This is a genomic window from Chitinophagales bacterium, assembly GCA_017303835.1.
Classification (GTDB): Bacteria; Bacteroidota; Bacteroidia; order Chitinophagales; family Chitinophagaceae; genus JAFLBI01.
The window spans coordinates 131,907-149,353 of sequence record JAFLBI010000001.1; the positions used below are offsets into that span (position 1 = coordinate 131,907).

The 17,447-nt window shown below is 43.8% G+C and carries 28 protein-coding genes; 26 read left to right on the forward strand and 2 right to left on the reverse strand.

The genetic code is table 11. The features are described from left to right. Positions 1-2: 2 nt before the first annotated feature. The 22 genes from rplD to J0L83_00660 all read left to right on the forward strand — a co-directional run bounded on the left by rplD (position 3) and on the right by J0L83_00660 (position 12,449). On the forward strand, positions 3-635 hold the full coding sequence (gene rplD, locus J0L83_00555; protein MBN8663035.1) for a 50S ribosomal protein L4: 633 nt from the start codon (positions 3-5) through the stop codon (positions 633-635). Positions 636-661: 26 nt separating this feature from the next. Next, positions 662-961, forward strand: a complete 300-nt coding sequence (rplW, locus tag J0L83_00560) for a 50S ribosomal protein L23 (GenBank protein ID MBN8663036.1) — start codon at positions 662-664, stop codon at positions 959-961. A gap of 44 nt (positions 962-1,005) precedes the next feature. After that, the gene (rplB, locus tag J0L83_00565) at positions 1,006-1,845 is read left to right on the forward strand and encodes a 50S ribosomal protein L2 (GenBank protein ID MBN8663037.1); all 840 of its coding nucleotides are present in this window, start codon (positions 1,006-1,008) and stop codon (positions 1,843-1,845) included. 49 nt (positions 1,846-1,894) lie between these two features. Beyond that, positions 1,895-2,164 (forward strand): 30S ribosomal protein S19, encoded by a 270-nt coding sequence (gene rpsS / locus J0L83_00570; protein MBN8663038.1) that lies wholly within the window; start codon positions 1,895-1,897, stop codon positions 2,162-2,164. Between the two features lie 49 nt (positions 2,165-2,213). Further along, positions 2,214-2,558, forward strand: a complete 345-nt coding sequence (gene rplV / locus J0L83_00575) for a 50S ribosomal protein L22 (GenBank protein ID MBN8663039.1) — start codon at positions 2,214-2,216, stop codon at positions 2,556-2,558. Positions 2,559-2,574: 16 nt separating this feature from the next. Next, positions 2,575-3,357, forward strand: coding sequence for a 30S ribosomal protein S3 (gene rpsC, locus J0L83_00580; GenBank protein MBN8663040.1), 783 nt, complete (start codon positions 2,575-2,577; stop codon positions 3,355-3,357). 63 nt (positions 3,358-3,420) lie between these two features. Further along, positions 3,421-3,840: a 50S ribosomal protein L16 gene (gene rplP / locus J0L83_00585; protein MBN8663041.1), complete on the forward strand. Its 420-nt coding sequence runs from the start codon at positions 3,421-3,423 to the stop codon at positions 3,838-3,840. A 19-nt stretch (positions 3,841-3,859) separates the two neighbouring features. After that, entirely contained in the window at positions 3,860-4,069 is a 210-nt protein-coding gene (gene rpmC, locus J0L83_00590; GenBank protein ID MBN8663042.1) for a 50S ribosomal protein L29, read from the forward strand. A gap of 16 nt (positions 4,070-4,085) precedes the next feature. Then, positions 4,086-4,343, forward strand: coding sequence for a 30S ribosomal protein S17 (gene rpsQ, locus J0L83_00595; GenBank protein MBN8663043.1), 258 nt, complete (start codon positions 4,086-4,088; stop codon positions 4,341-4,343). Between the two features lie 54 nt (positions 4,344-4,397). Further along, the gene (gene rplN, locus J0L83_00600) at positions 4,398-4,766 is read left to right on the forward strand and encodes a 50S ribosomal protein L14 (GenBank protein ID MBN8663044.1); all 369 of its coding nucleotides are present in this window, start codon (positions 4,398-4,400) and stop codon (positions 4,764-4,766) included. A gap of 46 nt (positions 4,767-4,812) precedes the next feature. Continuing rightward, entirely contained in the window at positions 4,813-5,151 is a 339-nt protein-coding gene (gene rplX / locus J0L83_00605) for a 50S ribosomal protein L24 (protein MBN8663045.1), read from the forward strand. After that, positions 5,151-5,720, forward strand: coding sequence for a 50S ribosomal protein L5 (gene rplE / locus J0L83_00610; protein ID MBN8663046.1), 570 nt, complete (start codon positions 5,151-5,153; stop codon positions 5,718-5,720). Before rplX ends, rplE begins: the two co-directional genes overlap by 1 nt. A 17-nt stretch (positions 5,721-5,737) precedes the next feature. After that, positions 5,738-6,007, forward strand: a complete 270-nt coding sequence (gene rpsN, locus J0L83_00615; GenBank protein MBN8663047.1) for a 30S ribosomal protein S14 — start codon at positions 5,738-5,740, stop codon at positions 6,005-6,007. A 51-nt stretch (positions 6,008-6,058) separates the two neighbouring features. Then, positions 6,059-6,457, forward strand: a complete 399-nt coding sequence (gene rpsH / locus J0L83_00620) for a 30S ribosomal protein S8 (GenBank protein ID MBN8663048.1) — start codon at positions 6,059-6,061, stop codon at positions 6,455-6,457. Between the two features lie 83 nt (positions 6,458-6,540). Further along, positions 6,541-7,095 carry a 50S ribosomal protein L6 gene (rplF, locus tag J0L83_00625; GenBank protein ID MBN8663049.1) on the forward strand — a complete coding sequence of 185 codons (555 nt, stop codon included), beginning with the start codon at positions 6,541-6,543 and terminating at the stop codon, positions 7,093-7,095. Positions 7,096-7,146: 51 nt separating this feature from the next. Continuing rightward, the gene (rplR, locus tag J0L83_00630) at positions 7,147-7,500 is read left to right on the forward strand and encodes a 50S ribosomal protein L18 (protein ID MBN8663050.1); all 354 of its coding nucleotides are present in this window, start codon (positions 7,147-7,149) and stop codon (positions 7,498-7,500) included. A gap of 27 nt (positions 7,501-7,527) precedes the next feature. Further along, positions 7,528-8,049, forward strand: coding sequence for a 30S ribosomal protein S5 (rpsE, locus tag J0L83_00635; GenBank protein ID MBN8663051.1), 522 nt, complete (start codon positions 7,528-7,530; stop codon positions 8,047-8,049). Positions 8,050-8,111: 62 nt separating this feature from the next. Beyond that, positions 8,112-8,294 (forward strand): 50S ribosomal protein L30, encoded by a 183-nt coding sequence (gene rpmD / locus J0L83_00640; GenBank protein MBN8663052.1) that lies wholly within the window; start codon positions 8,112-8,114, stop codon positions 8,292-8,294. A 108-nt stretch (positions 8,295-8,402) separates the two neighbouring features. Further along, positions 8,403-8,852: a 50S ribosomal protein L15 gene (gene rplO / locus J0L83_00645; GenBank protein ID MBN8663053.1), complete on the forward strand. Its 450-nt coding sequence runs from the start codon at positions 8,403-8,405 to the stop codon at positions 8,850-8,852. A gap of 76 nt (positions 8,853-8,928) precedes the next feature. Then, entirely contained in the window at positions 8,929-10,275 is a 1,347-nt protein-coding gene (gene secY, locus J0L83_00650; protein MBN8663054.1) for a preprotein translocase subunit SecY, read from the forward strand. Positions 10,276-10,359: 84 nt separating this feature from the next. Continuing rightward, a complete protein-coding gene (gene map, locus J0L83_00655; protein MBN8663055.1) occupies positions 10,360-11,166 on the forward strand; it encodes a type I methionyl aminopeptidase in 807 nt (268 codons plus the stop codon). Between the two features lie 47 nt (positions 11,167-11,213). Beyond that, on the forward strand, positions 11,214-12,449 hold the full coding sequence (locus tag J0L83_00660; protein ID MBN8663056.1) for an NAD(P)/FAD-dependent oxidoreductase: 1,236 nt from the start codon (positions 11,214-11,216) through the stop codon (positions 12,447-12,449). Between the two features lie 3 nt (positions 12,450-12,452). Here the strand turns inward: J0L83_00660 and J0L83_00665 are convergent, their stop codons facing one another. Beyond that, entirely contained in the window at positions 12,453-12,722 is a 270-nt protein-coding gene (locus J0L83_00665) for a hypothetical protein (GenBank protein ID MBN8663057.1), read from the reverse strand. 87 nt (positions 12,723-12,809) lie between these two features. On the opposite strand from J0L83_00665, the gene J0L83_00670 reads away from it, so the two are divergent. Continuing rightward, complete coding sequence (locus J0L83_00670; GenBank protein ID MBN8663058.1) at positions 12,810-13,238, forward strand: CBS domain-containing protein; 429 nt, start codon at positions 12,810-12,812, stop codon at positions 13,236-13,238. On the opposite strand, the gene J0L83_00675 is transcribed toward J0L83_00670, so the two are convergent. After that, entirely contained in the window at positions 13,239-14,039 is an 801-nt protein-coding gene (locus tag J0L83_00675; protein ID MBN8663059.1) for a carboxypeptidase regulatory-like domain-containing protein, read from the reverse strand. It lies immediately after the preceding gene. Between the two features lie 180 nt (positions 14,040-14,219). Here J0L83_00675 and rpsA point away from each other — a divergent pair, with 180 nt between their 5' ends. From rpsA to J0L83_00690, 3 genes are all read left to right on the forward strand, one after another. Then, entirely contained in the window at positions 14,220-16,115 is a 1,896-nt protein-coding gene (gene rpsA, locus J0L83_00680) for a 30S ribosomal protein S1 (GenBank protein MBN8663060.1), read from the forward strand. Positions 16,116-16,274: 159 nt separating this feature from the next. Continuing rightward, the gene (bamD, locus tag J0L83_00685) at positions 16,275-17,108 is read left to right on the forward strand and encodes an outer membrane protein assembly factor BamD (GenBank protein MBN8663061.1); all 834 of its coding nucleotides are present in this window, start codon (positions 16,275-16,277) and stop codon (positions 17,106-17,108) included. After that, positions 17,083-17,424: a DNA-directed RNA polymerase subunit omega gene (locus J0L83_00690; GenBank protein ID MBN8663062.1), complete on the forward strand. Its 342-nt coding sequence runs from the start codon at positions 17,083-17,085 to the stop codon at positions 17,422-17,424. The genes bamD and J0L83_00690 overlap by 26 nt, the downstream gene beginning before the upstream one ends. The last annotated feature ends 23 nt before the right edge of the window (positions 17,425-17,447 follow it).

Below are 17,447 nucleotides of genomic sequence, written 5' to 3' on the forward strand. Positions count from 1 at the left end.
CCATGCAAGTAGATGTTTTAAATATACAAGGACAAAAGACCGGCAGAACGGTTGAATTGCCTGAAGAGATCTTTGGTGTAGAACCAAACGATCACGTGATCTACCTGGCTGTTAAGCAGTATTTAGCTGCTGGCCATCAGGGTACACACAAAGTAAAAACTCGTGCCGAGGTAAAAGGTGCTAGCCGTAAGTTGCACCGTCAAAAAGGTACAGGTGGTTCCCGTAAGGGTAATATCCGTAACCCTTTATACAAGGGTGGTGGTACCATCTTCGGACCTAAGCCACATGGCTACGATTTCAAATTGAACCGTAAGGTGAAGGATCTCGCAAAGATCTCTGCACTGAGCTATAAGGCTAAGGAAAGCGCTATCGTAGTTGTTGAAGACATTACAATGGATGCGCCTAAGACTAAGCAATTGGTAGATGTGATGAAGAGCCTGAATGTTGCTGACAAGAAAACATTGGTGGTTCTGGCTGAGTACAATGATAATCTGTACTTGAGCACTCGTAACATTCCAAATGTAGCCAGCACTTTACTTGCTGATATCAATACATATGATATCATGAATGCAGATGTTCTGGTAATTACTGAAAACGCAGCAAAAGATCTTCAGGTAGAAGAAGCTGCAGCTTAATTGACTAACGTTTCAACTTAATACAAATGAAACAGAGCGAAATTTTAATCAAGCCGATCTTAACCGAGAAAGCAAATGGTCAGCAGGAATCGCTGAGAAAGTATGCTTTCAAGGTAGCTCGTAAGGCCAATAAACTGGAGATCAAGAAAGCTGTAGAAGATTTCTATGGTGTGAGTGTTGTAGATGTGAACACATCTGTTGTTCCTGGTAAGAACAAGACTCGTTACACAAAAGCTGGATTCCTGAAAGGACAGAAGCCTGCTTACAAGAAAGCATTGGTTACTGTAGCTGAAGGTGAAACAATTGATCTGTACGCAAACATTTAATTTATAGTACGCGGAGCTGAAAATTCCGCACAAACAAATACACAATGGCATTAAAAAAGTATAAACCCATTACCGCCGGTACCCGCTGGAGAATCGGTAACGCTTATGCTGAGATCACTACTAACGAGCCTGAAAAGAGCTTGGTAGAGCCTAAGAAGAGCACTGGTGGTCGTAACGTACAAGGTCGTCGCTCTATGCGTTACATGGGTGGCGGTCACAAGAAGAAGTATCGTATTGTAGACTTCAAGCGTAATAAGCACAATGTTGAAGGTACTGTAGCTACTATCGAATATGATCCAAACCGTACTGCATTCATCGCATTGATTCAGTATGCTGATGGTGAGAAGCGTTATATCATCGCTCCTCAGGGTCTGCAGGTAGGTGCAAAAGTGCAAGCTGGTCCGGATGTAGCGCCTGAATTGGGTAATGCCCTGTTGCTGAAGAACATGCCACTCGGTACCAATGTGCACAACATTGAACTGCAGCCTGGTCATGGTGGAAAGATGGCAAGAAGTGCCGGTTCTTCGGCTCAGCTGACAAACAAAGAAGAAAAGTATGCTGTACTGAAAATGCCTTCTGGTGAGATCCGCAAAGTGCTGATCAACTGTATGGCAACTGTAGGTGTGGTATCTAATAGCGATCACAACCTGGAAACTGCAGGTAAAGCTGGTCGTAACAGATGGAAGGGTATTCGTCCTCGCAACCGTGGTGTTGCCATGAACCCAGTAGATCACCCAATGGGTGGTGGTGAAGGTAAAGCTTCAGGTGGTCATCCAAGATCACGTACTGGTAAGTATGCGAAGGGTGAAAAAACCAGAAAGCATGGAAAGGGTAGCGATAAGCTTATCATCCAGCGCAGCAACGGTAAAAAGCTTACTAAATAATTCAATGTTAAAATGGTTTCGCGCATAGCGAAACAAATCAACAAACACTATGGCTCGTTCAATTAAAAAAGGTCCTTACGTAGACAGTAAACTGGAGAAGAAAGTGATCGCCATCAATGATGGTGGTGCTAAGAAGGGTGTGTTGAAGACTTGGAGCCGTCGCTCTACTATCACACCAGATTTCGTAGGCCACACTTTCGCAGTACACAATGGTAACAAGTTTATCCCTGTGTATGTAACAGAATTCATGGTTGGTCATAAGCTCGGTGAGTTTGCCCCTACCAGAAACTTCAAAGGTCACGCAGGAACCAAGAAATAAGCATGTTAATTGTGAGCGGGTTCGCCCAATCACTTGAAACCATAAAAAAATGGAAGCAGTAGCTAAATTGAGAAATTACCCCACCGGCCCACGCAAAATGCGTTTGCTGGCTGATTTGATCCGTGGCATGGAAGTGGAAAAAGCCCTGGCTGTGCTGGAGCACCATCCACAACATAATGCGGTTCCCCTCTTCAAATTGCTGAAGAGTGCCATCAACAACTGGGAACAGAAGAATGAAGGCAAGAGCGCAGCTGATAACAGCCTGGTGGTAAAAACCATTTTCGTGGATGGCGGCAGAACATTGAAGCGTATGCGTCCTGCACCTCAGGGCCGTGGCTATAGAGTTCGTAAGCGCAGCAACCACGTAACAATCATCGTAGATTCTAAAAACTAATTGATAAAACCTTTATATGGGTCAAAAAGCAAATCCAATTGGTAACAGGTTAGGTATCATCCGCGGATGGGAGAGTAACTGGTATGGTAGCAAGAAAGACTTTGCTAACAAACTGATCGAGGATAACAAGATCCGTACCTACCTGAATGCACGTATCAACAAGGGTGGTATTGCCAAGATCGTGATCGAGCGTACACTTGGTAAACTCATCGTAACAATCCACACATCTAAGCCAGGTATCATTATCGGTAAAGGTGGTGGTGAAGTTGACCGCATCAAGGAAGAGCTGAAGAAGCTTACCGGTAAAGAAGATGTACAGATCAACATTCTGGAGATCCGTCGTCCTGAACTGGATGCAACAATTGTTGGTGATACCATCGCTCGTCAGATCGAAAACCGTATCAACTACAAGCGTGCTACTAAGATGGCGATTGCTTCTACACTCCGTATGGGTGCAGAAGGTATCAAGGTAAAACTCAGCGGTCGTCTGGGTGGTGCTGAGATTGCCCGTAGCGAAGAATTCAAGCAAGGCCGTACGCCATTGCATACTTTCCGTATGGACATCGATTACGCAAACGTTTTTGCACAAACTGTTTACGGTAAAATCGGTATCAAAGTATGGATCTGTAAAGGTGAAGTACTGGGCAAGCGTGAATTGAATCCAAACTTCATCGGTGGTAAGAGCGATGTGAGCGATAGAAGAGATCATCGCGGTGGAGATCGTGAACGTGGTGGCGACCGCGGTGGACGTGGTGGCGACAGAGGCGGCCGCGGTGGTTCAAGAGAACGCAAAAACTAATCAAGGTAGACAGTAATCAAATATTATCTCTGTCGGTAACGGCAGAAACAAAATAGCGAAGCAATGTTACAGCCTAAAAGAAGTAAACACAGAAAGCAGCAAAAAGGACGCATCAGGGAAGTTGCCAAGCGTGGCACCCAGATTTCCTTCGGTTCTTTTGCATTGAAAGCTATGGAACCCATCTGGTTAACTAACCGCCAGATTGAAGCTGCCCGTCAGTCCATGACACGTGCCATGAAGCGTGAAGGTAACGTGTGGATCAGGGTGTTTCCAGATAAAATCATCACCCGTAAGCCTCTTGAAGTGAGGATGGGTAAAGGTAAGGGTAACCCTGAGTTCTGGGCCGCTGTGGTAGAACCAGGTCGTATCATCTTCGAATGCGATGGTGTACCTGAAGCAGTAGCAAAAGAAGCCATGGAACTGGCTGCACAGAAACTGCCGATCAAAACCAAATTCGTCGTAAGAAGAGACCTGCAAGCTTAATTTATAAAACTGAATTGCAATGGCTAAAAAGCAAGAATTCACCAAGAGCCTGAAAGATCTGAATACATCAGATCTGAAAGCAAGAATCCAGGAAGATCAGCTTCGTTTGAAGAAGCTGGAGTTCGCTCACGCGATCTCTCCACTGGAGAACCCGATGACCATCCGTGGTCTGCGCAGGGATATCGCCCGCCTGAAAACGGAATTGAAGAAAAAAGAAATGGGTATCTAACCATAAATAAACAACAATGGCTGAAAGAAATTTGCGTAAAACAAGGATTGGTGTTGTTACCAGCGATAAAATGGCTAAGACCATCACAGTTGCTGTAGAAAGAAAAGTAAAACACCCTATCTACGGAAAATTCGTAAAGAAGACTACCAAGTTCCATGCTCATGATGAAAAAGATGAGTGCGGCGTTGGTGACGTAGTGAAAATCATGGAAACCCGCCCCATGTCTAAGACGAAGCGTTGGAGACTGGTGGAAGTGGTAGAAAAAGCTAAGTAATCCCGCTGTTTTACTATTGATAAACAAGTTCACAGAACTGAAAAACTAATTAAGATGATTCAGCAAGAAAGCAGATTAAACGTAGCTGATAACAGCGGTGCTAAGGAAGTACTGTGTATCAGGGTGCTGGGTAACAGCGGCCAAGACTACGCCAAGATCGGCGACAAGATTGTGGTAACAGTAAAAGACGCGCTGCCTGCAGGTGGTGTGAAGAAAGGTACTGTATCCAAAGCTGTTATTGTTCGTACCAAGAACAAACTGCGTCGTAAAGATGGTTCTTATATCCGTTTCGATGATAATGCCGTTGTGTTACTGAACAACTCAGACGAACCTCGCGGTACCCGTATCTTCGGACCAGTAGCAAGAGAGTTGCGTGATAAAGGATACATGAAGATTATTTCACTTGCTCCTGAGGTACTGTAATCCATAAACAGCGTTTGCATCAGCATACAGCATAAAGCTTAGAACAATGAGTAACAGATTTAAACCCAAATTCAACATCAAGAAAGGCGACCAGGTAGTGGTGATCGCCGGTGAAGACAAGGATCTCAAGAAGCCCCGTAAGGTGCTGGAAGTGATTCTGGATAAGTCTCGCGTAGTTGTTGAAGGTGTCAATATTGTAACCAAGCATACCAAGCCTACGGCTCAAAACACCAAAGGTGGTATCGTTAAGGTTGAAGCGCCTATTCACATCAGTAATGTGATGTTGTGGGACGCTAAAGCAGGTGCAGCTACTAAAGTGAAGCGTACCCGCGAAAATGGCAAATTAGTTCGCGTATCTAAAAAATCAGGGGAGGTAATTAAGTAATGAGTACTGTAAAATACACTCCGAGATTGGCAGATAAGTACAAAAACGAAGTTGTACCTGCCTTGATGAAGAAGTTTGGTTATGGCAGCATCATGCAAGCCCCCAAGCTCGAGAAAATCTGTATCAACCGTGGCGTTAATGGCGCTGTAGCTGATAAAAAGCTGGTAGATATTGCAGTTGAAGAGCTGTCAATGATCACTGGTCAGAAGCCAGTAGCTACTTTTTCTAAGAAAGATATCTCCAACTTCAAATTGCGTAAGGGTATGCCTATCGGTGCACGTGTTACGCTGAGAGGTGAGAAGATGTTCGAATTCTTGGACAGACTGATCTCTGTAGCATTGCCACGTGTACGTGACTTCAAAGGTATCAGTGACAAGGCTTTCGATGGCCGTGGTAACTATACACTGGGTGTTACTGAACAGATCATCTTCCCTGAGATCGATATCGATAAGGTGAATAAGATCACCGGTATGGACATCACTTTCGTTACTTCAGCCAACAGCAATGAAGAAGCTTTCGAATTGCTGAAGGAACTGGGTATGCCATTCAAATCAAATAAAAAAGACTAAACCAATAATCGTATCACATGGCAAAGAAATCAGTAGTAGCCAGACAAGCCAAGCGTGAAGCATTGGTTGCTAAGTTTGCTGACAAGCGTGCTGAACTGAAAGCTGCAGGCGACTACGCAGCACTGGACAAGCTTCCTAAGAATGCTTCTCCTGTTCGTTTGAAGAACCGCTGCCAGCTTACCGGTCGTCCTAAGGGATACATGCGTTTCTTCGGTATATCAAGGGTGATGTTCCGCGATATGGCGTTGAACGGAAAAATTCCAGGCGTAAAGAAAGCTTCCTGGTAATTCAGGCTGCTTGATGTAAAACAAATTCTGAACTGATTTAATTCAAATTATATGGTAACTGATCCTATTGCAGATTTTTTAACCAGGGTTCGTAATGCGCAACTGGCCGGACACAGAATCGTTGAAATTCCTGCCTCTAACCTGAAGAAGCGTATTACAGAGATCCTGTACGATCAGGGTTATATTCTGAAGTACAAGTTTGAAGACGACAACAAACAAGGTCTGATCAAGATCGCGTTGAAGTACGATGCTCAAACTAAGCAGCCTGCTATTCGTAGCCTGGAGCGCATCAGCCGCCCTGGTCTGCGTCAGTACGCGAAGCCTGCTGACTTCAAGCGTGTGATCAACGGTCTGGGTATTGCCATCCTGTCTACATCTAAGGGTGTATTGACTGATAAGCAAGCTAAAGCACAGAACGTTGGTGGTGAAGTATTGTGCTACGTATCGTAATTAATCAAAGGTTCTGATAATTAAGCCTCATAGTCGTGGCTGAACACGGAATCTGTTTCTAACAAATAAAATTAAAACCGACTATGTCTCGTATTGGTAAAAAACCGGTGGTAGTTCCTGCAGGCGTAACAGTAACTGTAGGTAAAGACAACGTGGTAACTGTGAAAGGCCCTAAGGGTGAACTGAAGCAGCAAATTGACCGCGATATTAATATTGAAGTGAAGGATGGCGAAGTCTTGGTAACTCGTCCAACAGATCAAATCCGTCACCGCGCTATGCACGGTCTGTACCGCGCATTGATCGGCAACTTGGTAAAAGGTGTAACTGAAGGTTACAAGCGTGAACTGGAACTGGTGGGTGTGGGTTACAAGGCTGCGAACACTGGTAACGTATTAGACCTGGCTTTGGGTTATTCACACAATATCATCTTTGAAGTACCTAGCGAACTGAAAGTTGCTACAGTTACTGAAAAAGGTCAGAATCCTAAGATCATGCTGGAAGGTATCGACAAGCAATTGCTTGGTCAGGTAGCTGCCAAACTGAGAAGTCTGCGTAAGCCTGAACCATACAAGGGTAAGGGTGTGAAGTACAGCGATGAAGTACTGAGAAGAAAAGCAGGTAAGGCCGCAGGTAAATAATCAACATTCATAAACTACTCCCGGCAGCATCGGGAGCATAAATAAAGAACAATGGACGCAAAAATGCTCAGAAGACAAAAGATCCGCTTCAGAATCCGCAAGGATGTAGTGGGTACTGCTCAAAAGCCTCGTTTGTCTGTTTTCCGCAGCAACCTGGACATCTATGTTCAGCTGATCGATGATACTACCGGTAATACACTGGCTGCAGCTTCTTCTAAAGAGAAGGAGATTGTAGCACAGAAAGTAAACAAGGTAGAGAAAAGCAAACTGGTTGGTGCATCTATTGCCCGTAAAGCATTGGCACTGGGTCTCAGCAAAGTGGTTTTCGATCGTGGTGGTTACCTCTATCATGGTCGCGTGAAAGCTGTAGCTGATGGTGCACGCGAAGCAGGTCTTCAATTCTAATTGCTCACTCTTACAATCGAAAGATAAATGTCTAAAGTAATTGCAAATAAGGTGAAAGCCGGTGGCGACATGGAACTGAAAGAGAAAGTGGTAGCCATTAACCGTGTAGTGAAAACTACTAAAGGCGGCCGTACATTCAGTTTTTCTGCCCTCGTAGTAGTAGGTAATGAAAACGGTGTTGTTGGTCAAGGTCTCGGCAAAGCCAAAGAAGTTCAGGAAGCCATCACCAAGGGTATTGAAGATGCCAAGAAAAATCTGGTGAAAGTGCCTGTAATGCATGGTACTATTCCACACGATCAATTTGCTAAGCAGGGTGCTGCAAAAGTATTGATCAAGCCAGCTGCACATGGTGCCGGTGTAATCGCCGGTGGTAGCATGCGTGCTGTATTGGAAAGTGCTGGTGTAACAGACGTACTCGCTAAGAGTCTGGGTTCTGCCAATCCACACAACGTGGTTAAAGCAACCATCAAAGCCCTCACGCTGTTGAGAGAGCCTGTAACTGTTGCTAAAACACGTAGCCTGAAACTGAGCAAAGTATTTAACGGATAACACTGTCGCCGGTTCTGCGCATCAACCGATGCAGCCGAATGGATGACCAAATGCATAGTATCATGAAAAAGATCAAGATCACATTGGTAAAGAGCCCGATCGACAGACCAGAGCGTCAAAAGCTCACGCTGAAAGCACTGGGCCTCAATAAAACCAACTCTTCTAAAGAAGTAGAAGCTACACCTCAGATCCTGGGTATGGTGAACAAGGTGAGCCATCTGGTGAAAGTAGAAGAACTGGCTTAATCAAGACATTTTGATGTGCAAATACGGTAGCAATACTGTGTTTGCACATTTCTTCATTTATTCATTAACGCGAGGGGTGATTCCCCGAAAGTTCAAAATCAAAGTAGTATGAAACTGCACACACTCAAACCTGCAGAAGGTTCCGTAAAGAAAGAAAAACGTTTAGGTCGTGGTGAAGCATCCGGTAAGGGTGGTACTTCAACCAAGGGTAACAAAGGTCATCAGAGCCGTTCTGGTTTCAAGAACAAGATGGCACACGAAGGTGGTCAGATGCCAATTCAACGTCGTTTGCCTAAGCGTGGTTTCAAGAACAACAACCGTGTTGAGTACAAAGTGTTCAACCTGGGTCAGATCGACCAACTGGTAGAAAAATATGGTTTCACAGAATTCTCTCTGGAAAACCTCTATATCAACGGACTGATCAGCCGCACTGATAAAGTGAAAGTTCTGGCTACAGGCGAACTGAAAGCCAAGCTGACTTTCAAAGTAAATGCGGTAAGTGACAAAGCCAAAGCTGCCGTTGAAGCAGCAGGCGGTTCTGTTGAAATTGTAAAATAATTTTAACTACCTTGCCCGACGCATCAACGATGCGTCTTTTTGGTTTTACAGCGATCACATTTTCAACTGACTATCTGTGAAAAAATTATTTGAGACATTAAAGAATATCTGGAGTATTGATGAGCTGCGCGACAAGATTGTTGTTACGCTGTTGTTGGTGCTCACTTACCGTTTCGGTACCCACATCGTTCTGCCAGGCATCGATCCTAACCTGATTGAAGCTGCTCAGAATAATGCAAACACCAAAGGATTAGTTGGCTTGTTCGACATGTTTGCAGGCGGTGCATTTTCTCAGGCTTCTATTCTGGCCTTGGGTATTATGCCTTATATCTCTGCTTCTATCTTTATGCAGTTGATGACCATTTTGGTTCCACAATTGCAGAAGATCCAGAAAGAGGGTGAGAGCGGTCGTAAAAAGATTAATCAGTGGACACGTTACCTCACAGTGATTGTTACTGCTTTCCAGGCAGGTGCTTATGTAGCTTACCTTAACAGCCCTGGTTATGCTGAAGCGATCTTGCCAGCATTCAAACCTTATTTTATGTTCAGTACCATCATCACACTGACAGCAGGAACACTGTTTGTCATGTGGTTGGGTGAGCGTATTCAAGATAAAGGTTTGGGTAATGGTACATCTATCATCATCATGGTAGGTATCCTTGCTCGTTTGCCGCAGTCTTTGATTCAGGAATTTGGTGCTAAGAGTGAGCGTGCAGGTGGTGGTTTATTAATCTTCTTGATTGAAATCGCTATTCTAGTTGCGATCATCATGGGACTGATTATCCTGGTTCAGGGTGTTCGTAAGATCCCTGTGAATTATGCTAAGCAAATCATTGGCAATCGTCAGTTTGGTGGTGCACGTCAATTCCTGCCAGTGAAGGTGAACAGTGCTGGTGTAATGCCAATCATCTTTGCACAGGCAATCATGTTCCTGCCTACATTGGTATCATTCACCAATATTGATTCTGCTCAGGGTATTGTGCGCATTTTCAATGACCACAGTAATTTCTGGTATATGGTTGTGTATTCTGTGATGGTAATTGGTTTTACCTTCCTGTACACAGCATTGATTTTTAACCCTAAGCAAATCAGTGAAGACCTGAAGCGTAATAACGGTTTTATTCCTGGCGTGAAGCCCGGTCAGCCTACAGCTGATTATATCGGTGCTGTGATGGATAAGATCACTTTGCCTGGTGCGATTTTCCTGGCAATAGTTGGTATTATGCCTGGTTTCGCTCAGCGTCTGGGTGTTACACAAGGCTTCAGTACTTTCTTTGGTGGTACTTCACTGCTGATTATGGTTGGTGTGGTATTGGATACACTGCAGCAAATTGAGACTTATCTGCTGATGCGTCAGTATGATGGTTTGATGAAAGGCGGTCGTGTACAAGGCAGACAATCAGTTAGCTCAAGCGCTATTTAACTGAGTACTTGATTTAAAAGTATATTGCAACCTGTCAGGTACTCCTGACAGGTTTCTTTTTTAAAGATGACTTTTTCAAAAAATATGATCTTTTATAAAACAGATGCGGAAGTAGCGATGATGAAAGCATCGGCAATGTTGGTTAGCCAGACATTGGCCGAAGTAGCTGCTATGCTGAAACCTGGTGTTACTACAAAGCAAATTGATACACTTTGTGAAACCTATGTGCGTGATCATAAAGCAGTTCCCTCATTTAAAAATTATCAGAATACGTATCCGTGGAGTATTTGTGCCAGTGTAAATGATGTGGTGGTCCATGGATTTCCAAATGATGCGCCATTGAAAGATGGAGATGTGGTATCGATTGATTTAGGTGTGATCTTGAATGGTTGGCATGGTGATCATGCGTATACTTTTATCCTTGGTGAAACAAGTGCTGAAAATATTCAGTTAGTAAAAGTAACCAAGGAGTCTTTGTACAAAGGGATTTCGAAAGCGATTGCAGGAAATCGTATCGGTGATATTTCTTATGCTATTCAAGAACATACAGAAAAGAAATATGGTTATGGTGTGGTGCGCGAATTAGTGGGTCATGGATTGGGTAGAAGTTTGCATGAAGATCCGCAAGTGCCCAATTATGGCAAGCGTGGTAATGGTCCGATGATGAAAGAAAATCTAGTCTTGGCCATTGAGCCGATGATTAATCTCGGCACGAGAGAAGTGTTTACAGATGCTGATGGTTGGACGGTGCGTACTGCAGACGGTAAAGTGTCTGTGCACTTTGAACACGATGTGTGTGTGAAAAGAAATCAGGCATTGATTCTTTCAGACTACAGTATCATTGAGGCTGTAGAGAAAAAGAATCCCAACCTCAATACAAGTTATTTCTGACAGATACCGCCCCGACGAAGTCGGGGCGGTATGCTTACTCAAGGTATATGTCAGCAGACAAAAAGACTTTGATCGTAATCGGTGGTGGCGCTGCAGGTTTTTTTTGCGCAGTAAATGCGGCAAGATTGCAACCGGCGCTGCAAGTGATTATTGTAGAGAAGACCGGTAAAGTACTACAAAAAGTAAAAGTGAGTGGCGGTGGCAGATGTAATGTTACCCATGCTTTGTTTGAGATTCCTGAATTATCCAGAAGGTACCCGCGCGGACAATCATTTCTGAAAAAATCGCTTCACTGGTTTTCGCCGAAGGATACATTGAGTTGGTTTGCAGAGCGCGGTGTTAGGATACAACAAGAAACAGACGGCAGGATGTTCCCCAATACCAATAGTTCGCAGACCATTATTGATTGTTTGCTGCGCGAAGCCAATCAGTATGGAGTAGAATTGTTATTGAATTGTGATGTGCAGGAGATAAGCAGACATGAAGCAAAATTTGTACTGATTACAGCAGGCAACAGAATACTTAAAGCAGATTATCTCTGCATCGCAACAGGAGGCTATCCGAAAGCAGCACAATTTGATTGGTTAACAGCAACAGGGCATACCATTACACCTCCTGTTCCATCTTTGTTTACATTCAATATGCCTAAGCATCCAATTACTGCTTTGATGGGTGTAAGTGTCGCGAATGCCTCAGTAAAAATACTCGGTACCAAATTGCAGGAGACTGGTCCGGTATTGATTACACACTGGGGTATGAGCGGTCCGGCTGTTTTACGTTTATCTGCTTGGGGTGCAAGAGAACTGGCTGATAAACAGTATCAGTTTACAGCTATGGTTAATTGGTTGCCTGAATATCATGAGCAGTCGCTAAAAGAAGCATTTACAGACTTGCGTCAGACTCAAGCTGCACAAAAAATACATGGTAAAAATCCATTTGGCTTACCCAACAGACTTTGGACATTCTTTTTAGAACAAGCAGGGGTTACCGAGCAAATGCGATGGGCAGATCTGCCTGCAAAACAGCAGCAGCAACTCATCCGTTTATTAGTGGCCAATGAATTTATTGTAAACGGAAAAACAACCTTCAAAGAAGAGTTCGTGACTTGTGGCGGTATTCAACTGAATGAAGTTGATGTGAATAGTATGCAAAGCAAGCTGCTACCAGGGCTTTATTTTGCCGGTGAAGTAATGGATGTAGATGGCATTACTGGCGGTTTTAATTTTCAGCATGCCTGGACATCTGGCTGGATAGCTGCACAGCATATTGCACAGCAGGTTTAAATATCAGCCTTTCCCTTTCTTAACTTTTTCCTGATTCACTTTGTAACGCATATCCAGGGTGCCGTCCTTTTTTCTGGGGCCTGCAGCACGAACTGCTTCTTTATTGGCTTTATAACGCATATCAAGACTACCATCCGCTTTTTTGGGGCCAACAGGTTTTACGGCAATAACAGGCTTTGTATTGGTTTTTGTAGTAGCAGGGGCTGGTTTGGTCTGTGCAAACAAAGTGGTAGTGATGCAAAGCGCAAGCAGTATTGGAAGCATCTTTTTCATGTCCAAAAGTTTGAACTAAAATAAGCTGATTTTGATGGATGTGAATTTCCGGGTAAAAATTAGTAATTTAAAGAAAACGATTGCCTCATGAGAAAAGTTAGTGATATCCTTCGCCGCAAGGGAAACCATATTGCCAGCGTTCCACCTGAAACCACAGTAATTGATGCATTGCGTATGATGGCCGATCAAAACATCGGATCCGTTGTGGTGATGAAACAAGGTGTTTTTGCAGGTATTATGACGGAACGCGATTACTCACGCAAAGTGATTCTCAAAGGGCGTCATTCCGATGAAACCACAGTGGGAGACATCATGACCAGTGATTTTCCACCGGTGGATATGAATACCACCATTGATACTTGCATGCAACTCATGTCTTCATTTAAAATAAGATACCTGCCTGTTGTCAATGATGGTCAACTGGCAGGTATCGTTTCGATGAATGATGTGGTGGCTGAGACAATTCTCAATCAGCAAGAAACCATCCATCAGTTACAGAACTATATTCAGTCCTGATTATTTCGGTACAACAAAGCTACTTACGGGGCTTGCTTTAGGCGAGATGCTGGGATATACGCGCACACCTGAAGCTGGGTCATCATATCCATCATCCACAGAGCCATCGCCATGTGCAATAACGTAAACTGTTTGACCAGTTTTGAAACCATTTGAGTTCATCCATTTGGTATCAAAAATCATGGTCTCGGTAATTTCATTAGTGCCATTCATTTTGAGTTTGAATGTGGCAGTATAATTCTTGCTGCTCACATCATTTTTATCGCTAAAAAAGAAACGAACAGGCTTGAGCTTGCCGGAGGTATTGGTGAAAATGGGTTCTATAAAAACACCATTATGTGCCAAGCCAAGGCTGATCATGTTTTGTACAGTTGGATTCTTATCGAAACCGGCAATTTGTAATGCTGTTACTTCAATACCTGATATGGTACTCATTACTTCCGGTTTAGCCAAACTAGTGGTTTGGTGGTTGGTGGCTGCGTGGTGTAAACCCATGATTTTGCCTGTACCATAACCGGCTTTGGTATAGGAGATGTCATAAGTGCCCTGCGGAATAGAATCCAGTTTCCAGTTACCTGTTGCATCAGTAGTCGTACGTACGGTGCTGTTGTCTATGGCAACGGTAATGCCGCTGTTATCAGCCGCAAGATTGCCGTCTTCATCGTAAAGTAAAATGCGGCCTACGATATTGGCACGTGTTTGTGAAGCCTGAACCAGGTCTGGAACAGGAATGGTGTTTTGGGTGCTGTTTTTGCCACAGGCTGCAGCAATCAGCAGGAGTAGAAATAGATTACGTTTCATTATCAATGAATTAGGGAGAAAAAATAGGGCAAAAACGATAATTCTGAGATTAAGAAAGGCTAAACTTATTTGGTTGATGATTTTTTGTCAAAATATGCCTGAAAATCAGGCTGGGATTGCTTTTTTACGCATTTGATTCCCTACCTTTGCGCTCCCGATTTAAAACCCTCGGGATTTTTTATGAAACTGATTGTTAAACAATTAAACGCAGATGCACAGGAGTCAACTGGTGCTGCCGAAGCGGCCGCTGAGACTACTGCGTCAACAAACACACCTGTGGAAGCTGTTGTTACAGCGCACGATGATTTTGACTGGAGCGTAGACAAGCGCAATGTAAGCCATTACAAAGCAGACGAAAAAGCGAAGTACGATAAAGTGTACGATGCCACTTTCGTTCAGATCAATGATGGTGAAATCATCAAAGGCGGTGTGGTAGGTGTTACCAAAACCGACGTGGTGATCAACATTGGTTTTAAGAGCGATGGTCTGGTATCATTGAACGAATTCCGCGACACACCAGGTTTGAAAGTTGGTGATGAAGTGGAAGTGATGGTTGTAGAAAAAGAAGACAGACAAGGTCACCTGCACCTGAGCCGCAAGCAAGCGCGCATCTTCCGTGCATGGGAGCGTATCGTTGAAGTACACAAGACTGGTGAAGTGGTTACCGGTGTGGTTACCAGCAAAACCAAGGGTGGCTTGATCGTAGACGTATTTGGTATGGAAACCTTCCTGCCAGGTTCTCAGATTGATGTGAAGCCTGTAACTGATTACGATCAGTTTGTAGGTAAGACTATGGAGTTTAAGGTTGTGAAGATCAACGAAGCAATCAAGAACGCAGTAGTATCACACAAAGCCCTCATCGAAAGCGATATCGAAGCACAACGTGCAGAGATCATGAGCAAGCTGGAGAAAGGTCAGGTACTGGAAGGAACTGTGAAGAACATCACCGACTTCGGTGCCTTCATGGATCTGGGTGGTCTGGACGGTCTGCTCTATATCACAGATATTTCATGGGGTCGTATCTCTCACCCAAGCGAGGTTGTAAAACTCGACCAGAAGCTGCAGGTGGTAGTATTGGATTTCGACGACGACAAGAAGCGTATCAGCCTTGGTCTGAAGCAGCTGACGCCACATCCTTGGGATGTGCTGCCTGAAAACCTCAGCGAAGGTGCTGTTGTGAAGGGTAAAGTAGTGAACATCGAAGATTACGGTGCATTCTTGGAAATTCAGCCTGGTGTTGAAGGTCTGGTACACGTATCTGAGATCACTTGGGCCAATACCCCAATCAATGCAAAAGAATTCTTCAAGCTGGGTGATGAGCATGAAGCGAAAGTGGTTACCCTGGATAAGGACAGCCGCAAGATGAGTCTCTCTATCAAGCAAATGAGCGAAGATCCTTGGACTACCATCGAAGATAAATTCCCAGAAGGTAGCAAGCATAAGGGTCTCGTTAAGAATATTACACCTTATGGTGTATTTGTTGAACTGGAAGCTGGTATCGGTGGTATGATCCACATCAGCGACCTGAGCTGGTTAAAGCGTTTCAACCATCCTTCTGAGTATGTGAAAGTTGCAGAGCACATCGATACAGTTATCCTGAGCATCGATAAGGAAAACCGTAAGCTCCAACTGGGTCACAAACAACTGGAAGAAGATCCCTGGAATGCACTGGAAGATACATTTGCTATCGGAACAGTGCATGAGGGTACCGTAATCCGTAAGGATGATAAAGGTGCTTTGGTACAGTTGTCTTATGGTCTGGAAGGCTTTGCGCCTAACCGCCACCTGGGTAAAGAAGATGGCACTACCGTTAAGGCTGATGAAGTGAACCAGTTTATGGTGATCGAATTCGACCGCAACGAGAAGCGTATCGTACTTAGCCATGCCCGTATCTGGGAACAGGTGAAGACCGAAGAGAAGGAAGCCGCTAAGAAAGAAGCCCGCAGCGAAGCTGAAAAGACGAAGAAAGCTGTGAAAACCATCCAGAACAAGGTAGAAAAAGCTACCCTTGGTGATCTGGGTGCGCTGGCCGAAATCAAAGCCAAATTGCAGGAAGGCGAGGGAGATGCTAAATAAGCACCTGTCCTTGTAGGAATAGTTACAGTAGAGGCCATCCGTTAGCGGATGGCCTTTTTTATTGATTATGAGGTTTTTAGATAAATCTTAACGGGTCTTTTGCCCGATTCAGCATTTGGGTGGATATATTGCCGTTAATTCATTAATTTTGCCAGCTTTATGATGAGGACCTTACGTATTCTGTTATTTACTTTAATCGTGTTTTTGGGGGCCTGCTCCAACAAATTCAATAAGGTAATGAAGAGCAAGGACCTTGAGTATAAGTACCAGATGGCTGAACAGTATTATGCCAACAAAAAGTATAACTACTCTCAGCAGCTCTTTGAAGAATTGTCGCCCTACCTAAAAGGATCTCCTCGTTATGAAGATATGTTCTATAAATGGGCATATTCCTACTATAATACCAGAGATTATATTAATGGAGAAAACCTCTTCAAAACCTTTGTTGAATATTTCCCAACAAGTGCCAAGGCAGAAGAGTGTGAGTATATGCGTGCTTACTGTTTCTATAAGCAATCGCCCAAAGTAGAATTAGATCAAACGCCTACAAACAAGACCATGTCTTTGATGCAGGCTTTTATAAATACCCACCCAACATCTAAGCGTGTAAAGGAAGCAAACGAGATCATTGATGTTTGCAGAGAGAAACTCGAAGCAAAGGAATTAAAGAGTGCACAGCTCTATTACGACTTAGGTTATTACAAAGCTGCTGCCATCGCATTTGCAAATGTATCAGATAACTATCCTGATTCAAAGCGAGCAGATGAGTACAAGTTGCTGGTGATTCGTTCATACTATAAGTATGCTGAAAACAGCTACGAGGAAAAACAGAAAGAGCGTTTTGAAAAAGTACTTGCAGAGATTGCAGATTTTAAAGAACGTTTCGGAGACAGTAAGTTGCTGGAGGAGGTGACAAAATTCAAAACACAGACCGATAATTTTTTAAAAAATATCAATACTAACAACAATGAGCAAACTAAGAAGACAGCTTAGCGCCAATACTTCCAATGTTGTGGAGACCAAGCACCTGGTGGATATCAAAGCACATACAGGTAACCTGTATGAGTCTATTGCAATCATTGCCAAGCGTGCCAACCAGATCAATATCTCTCTGAGAGAAGAACTGCACAACAAGCTGGAGGAGTTTGCCAGCCATACAGACAGTCTGGAAGAAATTCATGAGAACAAAGAACAGATTGAAATTTCCAGAGCTTATGAGCGTATGCCTAACCCTGCAATCCTGGCTACTCAGGAATTCATGGAGCACAAGGTTTACCACCGCAACGCTGACAACGATTTGTTCCGTTAATCATACGGTAAGTTAATTCCAGA